This is a genomic window from Breznakia sp. PFB1-19 (assembly GCF_029893935.1).
Classification (GTDB): Bacteria; Bacillota_I; Bacilli_A; order Erysipelotrichales; family Erysipelotrichaceae; genus Breznakia; species Breznakia blatticola.
This window is the reverse complement of the sequence record NZ_JARXXJ010000039.1, coordinates 1-12,289: the sequence shown is the minus strand read 5'-3', so window position 1 is coordinate 12,289 and position 12,289 is coordinate 1. Positions and strand designations below refer to the sequence as shown.

Here is a 12,289-nt window from a genome sequence, read left to right as displayed (position 1 = left end):
AAATTATTTTCGAGGGACGAATATAAAAGCTCTTTGACAACATAATCGACTATGATAACATAATAAAAAAAGTAACTACACTTTACTCAATGTAGCTACTTCATGGTTCTACCATGGGATATCAAACTTTACACAAAATTATTTACAGGCTCGTTTCTCGTCTTGAGAAATCTAACTTTTTTTACTTTATTCTATCTAGGATAAATTTCGAAACCCCTTGATGATTGTTATCTTCATCACTAATGAAAGTTGCATATTTCTTTACTAGTGCATCCGCATTTAGCATAGCCACACTATATCCTGCTTGTTTAAACATACTAATATCATTGTAATTGTCACCGAAAACAAGTGTCCGTTCTATTGGTATTGATAACTTATCACATATATAGGACAGTGCCTTCCCCTTGGTTGCATCTTTGCTAGAAAACGTATGTACATCTCCTTCTGAGCGTACAAGTTGTGCATACTTACAACCATGGTTGATGGTTTTCATTAAGTCATCCATTCCCTCTTCATAACTATGAATCACAACCATCTTCATCACATCTGTAGAATGCAATGGAAACTGTGCTAATGGATATGCATGAACTTTTCCTTTTAAACGTCTAGCAAATGCATCTAACTTTGGATTTTCATCATAATAGATTGCATCTGTTGTGTATACAATACAAGCTGCATGGAATAATTCACACTGTTTCAATGCATATTGTACATCTTTTGGATCTATTGAATATTGCTTGATACATTTTCCTTCACTATCATATACATTTGCCCCATTATTGCAGATGATAGGTAGCGAAAGTTTCAATTGTTCAAGATATGGATGAACAATATGAATATTGCGACCAGTCGCAAGCGTAAAAAGTATCTGCTTTTGATTTAATCGCTCAATCATAGAATGTATATTTACATCCAATTCTTGCTTATCATTTAACAATGTTCCATCCATATCACATACAACAAGGGCTATATCCTTCACATTACATTCGATCGCCTTGTCCATAAAAAACGTGATCTAACTTTTCTCGAAGGAATGTATTTGCTTCTTTTAAATCTTCTTTCCATGTAGGACTGCCCGTGTACCAAAATTCGCCTACAAATAAGCGGACACCCATATTTTTTAGTAATTCAATATTGTGTTTGAATTCTGTATGACCTGTTCCAAATGGAATTTCTCGATAATGTCCAGGAATGGTTTCCTTTAAATGTGCTGCTACTATATGACCTTTTCCAGTTAGTAAATCTGTATTTACATCTCCATGATAAAGCAAACTCGCATTTTTCAAGTTACCAATATCTGGATAAACACCTAAATATGGATTATCAACTAAACGGACATATTCCATACTTTTTTCAACGGTGTCCATAAAAGAAGTTTCCATCGTTTCAAAACCAAGTAAAACGCCATAATAACTTGCCATCTGTGCAGCTTCTTTTAAATTCTGTATGAAGATTTCTTTGGTTTTTGCATCGCCTTGTTCGTAATATACATCATACCCTGCAAGTTGAATAACACGGACACCTAAATCACTAGCAAGCTTAATTGCTTTTAACATAATCTCTAATGACTTTGCTTGCATTTCTTTATCTTTATGACCAAGTGGGTATTTACGATGACCACTTAAACAAATTGAGTTAATACGAATATCTAAGTGAATCATTGCATCAAGTAGTGCTTCTCTTTCACTTTGTGGCATATCAATACGACATAATTTTTCATCTGACTCATCAATACTCAATTCGAAATAATCAAAACCACTTTCCTTTGCAAGTTTAAGCTTTTCAATAATGCTTTGATCATTTGGTATAGCTTTCTCATATAATCCAAGTTGATATCTTCTATTTTTGGCCATAGTATGCACCTGCTCCATGTTTACGTAAGTAATGCTTATCAAGAAGTTCTGGCTGCATTGGTTCTATTTCATGATTACAAAGTTGGTTTGCCGTGAATGCCATCATCGCACACTCTTCCATTACAACTGCATTATGGACAGCATCAAACCCATCCTTTCCCCATGTAAATGGACCATGACTATGAACGAGTACTCCAGGCATCTCATCTGCTTTTATATTTCTTTTGTTGAAACATTCCACGATTACTTTTCCTGTTTCTTCTTCATATGCACCTTGAATTTCTTCATTTGTCATTTTTCTTGTACATGGAATATCTCCATAGAAGTAATCCGCTTGTGTTGTACCTAATGCTGGAATATCTTTACCCGCTTGTGCCCAAGAAGTCGCCCAACGTGAATGTGTATGTACAACTCCTCCAATATTTGGAAAGTTTTTATAAAACTGAACATGTGTCATCAAATCACTTGAAGGATTTAAGGTTCCTTCAATTACATTTCCATCTAAATCACAAATGACGATATCTTCAGCACGCATCGCATCATACTCTACACCACTTGGTTTAATCGCAATGACTTTACGTTCACGGTCAATTTCGGATACATTTCCCCAAGTAAAGGTAATCAAACCATATTTTGGAAGCAATAAGTTTGCTTCTAAAACTCTTTGTTTCATTTGTTCAAACATACTAATCCTCCACGATATAGACTGCAGCTTCATTACATGTATGGTTTGCCGCAATAATAATATCTCGATTTTCTTCATTCACGACTGCTAAGTTTGCGGGTCCGCATCCTTTTTCAAGAACTTCAGTCACAAATGCCCCATCTTTATATTGCACATAGAAGATTTCTGCATCTTTACGACGTACCCCTGCTAAGAAAGTATTTACACCTCGAAGTGTACAACCAACAAGCGTATGTGCAAAATCAATTTCATTTTGATAGCTATATACTTCTTTATAGTTTCCAGCTGTTTTTTTATAGATTTTGATTGCATTCCCATGGAATGGTTCAATGGTCATAATTTCATCTTCACCATCATTATCGATATCAATAATTGCGATTTCACTAATTGTGCCATCCATGATTTTCTCAGTTTTCCAAGCTTCTCCTTGTTTATTAGGAGGTGTAACTTTTAAAATTCCTTGATCACTTCCAAAGTAACCGACAGGCATATCATTTTCATAGTGTCTTGTATATCCATGATTTCTAAACAATCCACCAACTAGTTCGGTTAGTTCAATGGGTTGGGTTAAATCATCTGGAAGAATGGCTGTATAAATTTTCCCTGGTTTACTCCAGTCTTCTTTGTTTTCCTTTGTTTCAGCAATTGTTGCTCCAATAAAGTAGTTCACACCATCCACTCGATAAATATCAAAGCGGTGTAAGTATGGTAAATAAAATAGATCTTTTACTGTCCATTCTCCGTTTTCATAAACACCCCAAACAATTTTGGCTTTACTTGGTGAAACTTTTAAATAAAAATCCATGACTGCTAAAAACTCATTGCTTTTATTTGGTAAAGGTATGATTGACATTGTCCCTCCACCTTCTTGCCATACTACTTTTTTCGTCTCGAAATTTTCTCCACTATAGTCATAACAAGGATATCCTTGTTCCTCACTTGCTAAAAAGATATGTAAATCATTATCAATTTCTGTTGAGCTTGCACAGTAGCATCGATACATCTCATCCAAATGTTTTTTTGTTATTTTCATACACCCTCCTATTTGAAGAAAGGCTATCACCAACGTGACAGCCTTTCATGTTTTACTTCTTGAAACGTTGTTCTAAGTCAGTTTCAGCAACTTTTTCTTGAACTTCTTTTGCAGACATTACGTTACGAATTCCGATAACCGTAATCCCTTTCTTTTTTGCATCATCAAACATGTTTAAAAAATTCATCGGTGTAAATACTACATCGTATTGTGATGCTGATGATTTCCCTTCTGCGATTGAACAGTGGTGAATTTTTGTAATTTCAAATCCCATATCTGTTAATCCTTTGTTTGCACTTTTTTGAAGCATCAAACTTGTGCCTGATCCATTTGCACATGAAATTAAAACTCTCATAATTGTGTCCTTTCTCCTTTATGTATGTTTTATTGTTGACCTACTTTTTCTAAGTATGCATCGTAATCGTCAGTGATTAAGAAGTATGTATCTTTACGTTTACGATATTGAATTTGTGGAATTGCTAGTAGGATAATAGCAACAGCTGCGATACCTACATATCCTAAGAACTTCATAATTACTGTGAACATTGGCCATACAGTTGCCCAGTCAAACATTCCTAGGTATCCTCCGTATTGTGCAAGTCCTACCCATGTAGCAATTAATGCTGAACCTAGAACTTGAATAATTCCTGATACGAATGGTAATAGACATGCTGCCTTAATTCCACCTTTTTTGTTAGCGTATACAGCGATTGCTGCATTATCGAAGAACATTGGGATAAATCCAGCAACAATAATTGTTGGTGATTTGAATAAAATCAATGCTCCAATTGTTAAGAATTGTCCTAATGCCCCAAATAAGAACCCTAGCGTTACAGCATTTGAACTACCAAATGCCAATGATGCAGATACATCGATTCCTGGAACTGCCCCTGGAAGTAATGTGTTTGAAATACCGTGGAATGATTCTGTAAGTTCATCAACGAATGTACGTACTCCAAGTTGTAAGATCGCCAAGTATACAGCAAAGTGTAATGCAGTAGTAAGAATATAGAAGAAGAATGATTGTCCTTCCTTCATAAATCCAGCTTCAATTAAGTATGGTTGTCCTAAAACCATTAAGATAATTCCAAAGAAGAATAACATTAGAATTGCAGTCGATACCATATTTTCATTGAAAATTGATAAGAATCCAGGTAATTTAATATCTTCGATTTGTTTACTTGATTTAAACTTCATTTTACTTGCTGCCCAAGATGCTAATGCAATCCCAAACATTTGTTGGTGAGCTACCGCAAATCCAGCACCATCTGTAACTTCTTGTGTAATATCTACAGTTAAGTTTGAACCAACTGCCCAGTATAATCCAAGCAATACACCCATTACGATCAATACTTCAATACGTCCTAACTCAGGAAAACAGAATAGAATCAACCAGAATGCTGTTGCAGCTTGTTGTACTTGTACATTTCCTGTTGTAAATACAGCACGTAGTTTTGTCCATTTCTTTAAACGAACCAAAATTAAGTTAAAGATAAAGGCAATTAGAAGCAACATCATAACATCTCCAAATGTACGTCCAAATGTTTCTTGAACCCCATCTGTGATTGCGTTTTGACCAAAATAAGGGTCAATTACTGTTGCACTTAAATTAAACCTTTCTTTTAATCCAACTAAGATTGGTCTAAAGTTATTAACCAATCCTCCAGATCCAACCGATAAAATAAAGTAACCAACTGTTGCTTTAAGAAATCCAGCGATACTTTGATATAACGGTTTTTTCAATAACATGTACCCAATTAATACAATAAATCCAATGAAGTATGCCGGCTGCGTCAGAATGTTGCTAGCAAAATACTCCCAAATCCCCATTAAGAAATCCATAAACTATTAATCCTCCTCAATTATGTTCTTATATTTCTCTCTAACTGCAAGAAAGTCATCCATCGTTTCCATAGCTAACAAGTCTTCAACTACACCTTCTTCCATCAACATTGATGAAAGTCTTGAAATGTTATTACTATGTTCATTTGCATCCTTTGCAGCTAGCGTAAAGAATAACGTCGCGCTTTTTTCAGGGTTATCTTTTTCAAATTCAATATCTGAATCAAATTTCGTAAAACCAATTCCAGTTCCTAGAACCCCTGTACTTTTATCTGTTGAGTGCGGCATTGCAACTCCTGGAAGGAGTACAATGTACGCACCATGTGTATCTACACACTCAATGATTTCATCAACATATGTTTCTGTGATAAATTTCTTATCAATCATATTTTGACATCCAATACGGATGGCTTCTCGCCAATCGCCTACACCTTTTTCGAATCGGACTAAATCATTTTCATATAAGTAATCTAGCATTTTCATAATTATAAAATACTTGGGAATGGTACGTTTGGTTCATCTTCAAACGCATCCTCAAATCCTCTACGATAGTGATATACTTTTTTATCTTTGTCTGTAGGCCAAACATATTTTCCACCAACATCCCAAATGTATGGGTGGAATTTGTAATCTAATGCATCTTTTTTATAGTCATATAACATACGAATTTCATTTGGATCTGCTTTAAAGTTTGTCCAAACATCATAGTGTAATGGAATGACTACTTCACATTTAAGTGCTTCTGCCATACGCAAGATATCCACAGATGTCATTTTATCTTGGTTACCTGGAGGGTTTTCTCCATATGAACCAAAGGCAATATCAATGTCATGATCTTTTCCGTGTTTTGCATAACGCACTGAGTAATGTGAATCTCCACTGTGGTAAACATTACCAGCAGGTGTTTTGATTAAAAAGTTTACTGCTTTATCATCCATGTCATCAGGAAGTACTCCACGAATGTCTTCATCAGCTGTAACTAAACATGTTCGATCAAAACTATCTAGCACAACAATTTCAACATCTTTAATTTTTACAACATCTCCAGGTTTTACGACTTGGCAACGTTCTTCAGGAACTCCATAACTTAACCATTTTTTTACACTTTCAAGTGGACCAATAAATGGAACATCGTGTTTTACATTCTGCATAACTGCTGCTGCAAAAAATGGATCAATATGATCATTGTGATAGTGTGTAGATAAAACTGCATCTACATCAGTTACACCAAATGGATCATATGTAATTGGTGCTGCACGTAAGTTTGGTTGCGTCATACGTCCACCTGTCATATTACGCATTTGGTGGAATTCAGCCATTTCTTTAACTTTCTTTGTGCGTTTACCATTTCCAAACCATAAGTCGATGGCAATGTTTGTATTGTTTTCTGTTTTGAACCAAACACCAACACAACCAATCCACCACATAGCGAATGTTCCTGGTTGAACAACTTCACTATCGATTTCTTCATTTAGCCATGTTCCCCACTCAGGAAAGGCTCCAAGAATCCATGATTCTCTAGTCATATCGTTGATTTTACTCATGTTACCTCCTTGTGACTTCGTCTTTTTACAACTCCATACTAAATCAATTATGAACGATTGACAATCTTATTTAATGATTGTTTTGATTATTATATGATTGTTTTATCAAAATGTAACCGCTTTAGCGACCATATACTTGTAAATAGTTCAAAATATGATTTGACAAACATTCAAAGCGAACATATAATTTATTTATAAATCGAGAGGTACACATATGAAATTTTTCAAACTACAGAGTTTTTCTGATAAAACAAAAACCATTCTGACATATATTATCTTTATCATCTTTGCAATCTATAGTATCAACATTATTGTGAATACTAAAGATGTGACTGCAAAGATCATATTTGCAGTTATTGCCATTGTATTTCTGGTTATTGCTTGCTTGGGAGAATTTGTAAAAACACTCCATCGAAAGATGATCCTCTCTCTTGCTTATGACTTACATCCAGAAAAAGCAAATGCCTATAAACAAAAACTCGTACGATTTGATATATTTAAACAATATAAAGATTTAGACTTAACGTACGATACCCTTTATAATATTGATACGGGTAATTTTCAAGCGAACTTAGATTATCTAGAAACACATAAAGAAAGTTATCATACAAGTTTTGATGCAAAACTTGTATATGAGTTTACCGCATTTTATTCAAACTATCGTTTAGCAAATAAAACACAAGCTAAACAACACTATAAAAAATTAAAACAACTACAACAAATGAAAACCAAAAAGAAGCAAGTTGTAAAACCAATGTACTCTTGGGATTTCATTGATGGTGTATATTATCGACTTATGAATGATATGAAGAAAAGTAATAGTTCTTTTGAACAAGTACAGTTATCACAGATGAACAACCGTGAAGCAGCACTATACTTTTTGGAATATCTACCAGTTGCTAAAGAAATTGGAAATCAAAAAAAGTTGCAAGTTTTACTAGAAGATATCAATCAAATAGCAGGAACTTCAACTACAGTTAAACAATTAAAGTCTATCGTGTAATAAAGGGTGAGGTATCTATTATGAAAATGAGTAAATCGATTGTCGATTCACGTAGAAATCGAATCATGCAAAAAATCCAAACGGATGGCAGTGTCACAGTTGAAGATTTGGCAGAATCACTTCAAGTATCACAGTTAACCATTCGTCGTGACTTGCAGTACTGGGAAGAAAAAGGAGCGATTGAACGATTTTATGGTGGAGCAAAATTAATTCAACACTTTGTTAGCATTGATGATCATTTAGCTAGTAATGAACCATATAAACATGCAATCGCAAAATATGCAGCAAACTTTGTTGAAGAAGGTGATACCATCTTCATCAACACAAGTTCTACTGCACTCTTATTATTGAAATATATAAAGGATAAACATGTAACTGTTATTACAAACAATGGTAAAGTGATTATGTCAAACTTTGATCCTAAAGTATCCATCTTCTTAACCGGTGGTGAATTACGCACACCAAAAGAAGCGCTTGTTGGTGACTTTGCTTTAAACAACTTACAAAAGATTAGTGCCACAAAATGTTTTCTTGGATGCAGTGGTTTAACTTCAAAAAACGGAATGACAACTGCAATCCAACAAGAAGTCACTATTAATGAAATCATGATAAAAAACTGTATTGGACAAACCTTCCTATTAGCTGATCATACTAAGATTGGAAATATATACAGTTTTGTCTCTGGTGCGATTACGGATTTTGATTATTTAATTACTGATACATCTGCAAACGAGACAGAGTTATACAGCATTCGTGAAATGGGTGTAGAAACGATTACTTTAGAACCACTATTTAATATCTAAAAAGAGATGCCAACTACGGCATCTCTTTTCTTATCCATTTACAACTTCAGTTAAGTCTTTAGCAAGTTGTACAATATCCATGTTATTCATTTCTTGAACTTTCTTAAATAGTTCTTGGTAGTGTGCATCCTCTGTATCAACAAATGGTCCCACCATCGTCGCAACAATCGTTGCTATCGTATCTGTATCATATCCGATATTCACAGCATCATACACTGCTTGCATTGCACTATCTTTATTTAGTTCCATAATCCCAAATGCACAAGGCACAGCTTCACATACATGCAATCCATTTCCAATAATATCTGCAAGTTTTTGTAGTCTTTGTTCTTTCGTACTTGGTTCATTTGCTATCTCAATTGCTAAATGAATCCGTTTGATTAAACTTGATCCTGCTACATCTCTTGATTCTACACATGCAATTTCATAACTTCGCACGGCTCCATAGATTCCTGCTGCAATAACTTGATCCATACTACTAGACTCCAACAATCCCGCACTTGTTGCTGCTGCAACTGCACATGCTCCAGCAATTGCTAATGAGTTATCATGGGTAACACTTGTAATACATATTGCATCACGAATCGCACCTTCGATATCTCCTGGATGTAATAAACCTGCTGGTGCAATTTTCATTGCCCCTCCATTGGTAGCTTTTGATGCATAGTCCACAGTTACTGCTCCAGGCAATGGTTTCATTTCTGTATTTGGATCTTTATACATCGCAATTGCCGTTCTTGTGGTTGGTCCAGCAAAACGATTAAAGTATCTTGGAACTTCTGACCAATCTAAAATTGCTTGACTCACTGCTTGTTTATCGATCTTTCCACCATTTTTTAAAATTGATTTTGATAGAAAATAGATTTGGGAAAAGTCGTCTGTTACTTCACCCGCTTCATTACCTAAGGCAAATGCAGTTACTCCTGGTTTTTTAAAGTCTGTAACTGGACCATCATACATATCCATAATTTGTGCGCGAGTTAAGTTTTCAGTTGCTGCTCCCATCGCATCTGCAATTGCAGCTAACCCTAGTGTCGATTCAATTTTTTTGTTTAAATTCATTAACGTCCTCCGTTTATTTCAGCTTCAGGATCTTTGACTCCTATAATAAATGTTAATACCATACCGGCAACAAATGAAATTAGTAGTCCAACAACATATGCCCAAAGCGTTGCACCAGCAAAAGCTGGAATTGTTGTAAGTCCACCAAAGACAAATGCATTACCGACCACTCCAAACATTCCCATAAATGCACCACCAAGTGCAGCACCTAAGCACCCTGCAATTAATGGTGTTTTATATTTCACACCAATTCCATAAATTGCTGGTTCTACAATCCCTGATAACATAACTGAAGTAATTGCGGTTAATGAGAAGTTACGTAATTTCTTATTTTTGGATTTTAAGAAAATCGCAAATGCTGCTCCACTCATTCCAAAATTAGAATTCGCCGCATATGCAATTAATGCCGATGATCCTGTTCTAGCAATTTCTGGAATTACTACCATCGTATTTGGTGCCCAGTGAATTCCAAACATAATCAACACATTCCAAATTCCCCCAATAAATGCACCCGTTAAGATAGGATTAACTGAAGCGATAAATTCTACACTTTGTGCTACTCCAATACTTACATAATTTCCAATCGGTCCAATCACGCCAATCGTTAGTGGGACAAGCACTAACATCAAAATTGTTGGATTGACAATCATATGTAAACTTGTTGGGATCTTCTCAACCATAAATGCTTCCATTTTTGATTGAATCCACACCATTACGATTGCTGGAATGACTTGACTTGTATAGTTAAATACTGGCATTGAAATCCCATATAGATCAATCATGTTTCCGCCATTATCGACAACTAAATTAATAAAGTCCGGCATAATTAAGGCACCTAGTATCGCAACTGCAATATATGGACTTGTTTTAAAGCGCTTTGCACTTGTTACTGCAACTAATAGCGGTAAAAAGTAAAATACGGATGTCGCAGTTAATGTCAGAATCAAGTTTGTTGTACTTGTTGTTGATAATATTCCTACTTCATTTGCTAGAATGGTAAATCCCCGAATTAGTCCAGATCCAGCAAGTAATGGCAGTAGCGGCGAGAATATACTCACAACCAATTGCACAAACTCATTTAAATAATTCTTTTTTTCATCACGATCTTGTGATGTAGTACTTCCTGCTTCTTCTTTGAAAGATTTGATGATTTCATCATATACATGTACTACATGTGTCCCTATAATAATTTGAAATCCCGATTCTTTCTCTACTACACCAGTTACACCATCTAAATTCTTTATTTCATCTACACGTACTTTTTTAATGTCCTTAAATTTTGGACGCAATCTTGTAGCACAATGTGTAATTGAAACAATGTTCTCTTCACCTCCCATGAAAGTGAGTAAATCTTCTGCCAACTTTGTTGTTGTTTTCATCTTATACCTCCTCTTAAACATTACTTAGCAGATAAGACGTTATAACGTCTTAATGTCTAACTTGATTATAGTATGTATTTTTTGAAATGTAAACGATAAAATAAAAAATCGTATTTAAGCAATAAAAAAAGGAGTCTATTGTTTGTAGCAACAGCACTCCTACATATAGCTATTCAGACTCTAGTGATACCTTATATTGGTACTTATCTCCGCGATAATAGATCTCTGCAAATTCCACAATACGATTCATCGAATCAATTGTTACACGCTTGATGTGCAACAATGGTGAACCTACTGGAATTCCAAAATACTCCGATAAGGTACTATCGGACACGACCGATTCAATAGTTTCCTCTGCATTTTTAACTTTATATCCTTTTTCTTCACATAACTTATATAACGACAGATATTCGTTTTCTAATTCTTGATCTGTGAAGTTAATATAGTTTGGAAAGTTTACCCTTTGTAAACCGATAACTTCATCATCTTTATAATACAGTTTCTCTTGGAAACTGATTTTGCTTTCTTTAGGTACTTTCAACATCGATTGAATGTATGTCGTTGCATCTGCATCAATTGCATAACGAATGACCTTTGATGAGTAATACGAGTTTTTTTGTTCTTCCGAGAAACTTTTCAAACTTCGTAATTGTAGCGACTCTTTGTTACTCATAACAATGGTTCCAACACCATGGTTCTTTTGTAAGAATCCATCTTCCACTAACATTTGAACTGCACGACGTACAGTAATTCTACTTGCGTTATAGTGTTCTCCTAATTCCGGTTCACTTGGAATTAAATCACCAATTACGAATTCACCTTTTCTAATTCTCTTCTTCAAATCTTCATAGATCAAGATATATTTCAATTTCGAAATTTCCATACCAGCTATACTCCCTTAGCATCTCATTGTTAATAAAAGCAGTAGCAAGCGATACAGTTAATTGTACAAATAACTATTTTATGTAAAGTTTGCTCTTTTCGAGACTAAATAAACTACCCCGGGGCAGAGCCCAGAAAGCCATCCCATGGCTTTCCGACGGGGTATTTGGGTCGCTTCGCTCAAGCTGATTACACTCGCATTT

General features: G+C 35.0%; 13 protein-coding genes. 2 read left to right on the top strand and 11 right to left on the bottom strand.

The features are described 5' to 3' along the window. Nucleotides 1–181 precede the first annotated feature (181 nt). From M2098_RS11195 to ulaG, 8 genes are read right to left on the bottom strand one after another with little or no spacing between them, the layout of a single operon-like run. Complete coding sequence (locus M2098_RS11195) at nt 182–1,003, bottom strand: HAD family hydrolase (RefSeq protein WP_280684508.1); 822 nt, start codon at nt 1,001–1,003, stop codon at nt 182–184. Further along, a complete protein-coding gene (locus M2098_RS11190; RefSeq protein WP_280684506.1) occupies nt 981–1,853 on the bottom strand; it encodes an L-ribulose-5-phosphate 3-epimerase in 873 nt (290 codons plus the stop codon). The genes M2098_RS11195 and M2098_RS11190 overlap by 23 nt, the downstream gene beginning before the upstream one ends. Continuing rightward, a complete protein-coding gene (locus M2098_RS11185) occupies nt 1,840–2,538 on the bottom strand; it encodes an L-ribulose-5-phosphate 4-epimerase (protein ID WP_280684504.1) in 699 nt (232 codons plus the stop codon). Before M2098_RS11185 ends, M2098_RS11190 begins: the two co-directional genes overlap by 14 nt. 1 nt (nt 2,539) lies before the next feature. After that, a complete protein-coding gene (locus M2098_RS11180; protein ID WP_280684502.1) occupies nt 2,540–3,571 on the bottom strand; it encodes a hypothetical protein in 1,032 nt (343 codons plus the stop codon). A 52-nt stretch (nt 3,572–3,623) separates the two neighbouring features. Beyond that, the gene (locus M2098_RS11175) at nt 3,624–3,926 is read right to left on the bottom strand and encodes a PTS sugar transporter subunit IIB (protein WP_134167940.1); all 303 of its coding nucleotides are present in this window, start codon (nt 3,924–3,926) and stop codon (nt 3,624–3,626) included. Between the two features lie 29 nt (nt 3,927–3,955). Then, nucleotides 3,956–5,413 (bottom strand): PTS ascorbate transporter subunit IIC, encoded by a 1,458-nt coding sequence (locus M2098_RS11170; RefSeq protein WP_280684500.1) that lies wholly within the window; start codon nt 5,411–5,413, stop codon nt 3,956–3,958. Nucleotides 5,414–5,419: 6 nt separating this feature from the next. Further along, a complete protein-coding gene (locus tag M2098_RS11165) occupies nt 5,420–5,896 on the bottom strand; it encodes a PTS sugar transporter subunit IIA (RefSeq protein ID WP_243833742.1) in 477 nt (158 codons plus the stop codon). Between the two features lie 2 nt (nt 5,897–5,898). Continuing rightward, nucleotides 5,899–6,957: an L-ascorbate 6-phosphate lactonase gene (ulaG, locus tag M2098_RS11160; RefSeq protein ID WP_280684498.1), complete on the bottom strand. Its 1,059-nt coding sequence runs from the start codon at nt 6,955–6,957 to the stop codon at nt 5,899–5,901. 214 nt (nt 6,958–7,171) lie between these two features. On the opposite strand from ulaG, the gene M2098_RS11155 reads away from it, so the two are divergent. Beyond that, nucleotides 7,172–7,960, top strand: coding sequence for a hypothetical protein (locus tag M2098_RS11155; RefSeq protein WP_280684495.1), 789 nt, complete (start codon nt 7,172–7,174; stop codon nt 7,958–7,960). A 20-nt stretch (nt 7,961–7,980) separates the two neighbouring features. Further along, entirely contained in the window at nt 7,981–8,763 is a 783-nt protein-coding gene (locus M2098_RS11150) for a DeoR/GlpR family DNA-binding transcription regulator (RefSeq protein ID WP_134169524.1), read from the top strand. A gap of 30 nt (nt 8,764–8,793) precedes the next feature. Here M2098_RS11150 and M2098_RS11145 read toward each other — a convergent pair whose 3' ends face one another. The 3 genes from M2098_RS11145 to M2098_RS11135 all read right to left on the bottom strand — a co-directional run bounded on the left by M2098_RS11145 (nt 8,794) and on the right by M2098_RS11135 (nt 12,087). Then, nucleotides 8,794–9,825, bottom strand: a complete 1,032-nt coding sequence (locus M2098_RS11145; protein WP_280684493.1) for an ADP-ribosylglycohydrolase family protein — start codon at nt 9,823–9,825, stop codon at nt 8,794–8,796. Further along, entirely contained in the window at nt 9,825–11,204 is a 1,380-nt protein-coding gene (locus M2098_RS11140; RefSeq protein ID WP_280684491.1) for a PTS transporter subunit EIIC, read from the bottom strand. The genes M2098_RS11145 and M2098_RS11140 overlap by 1 nt, the downstream gene beginning before the upstream one ends. A 169-nt stretch (nt 11,205–11,373) precedes the next feature. Beyond that, the gene (locus M2098_RS11135; RefSeq protein WP_280684489.1) at nt 11,374–12,087 is read right to left on the bottom strand and encodes a GntR family transcriptional regulator; all 714 of its coding nucleotides are present in this window, start codon (nt 12,085–12,087) and stop codon (nt 11,374–11,376) included. Nucleotides 12,088–12,289: the final 202 nt, after the last annotated feature.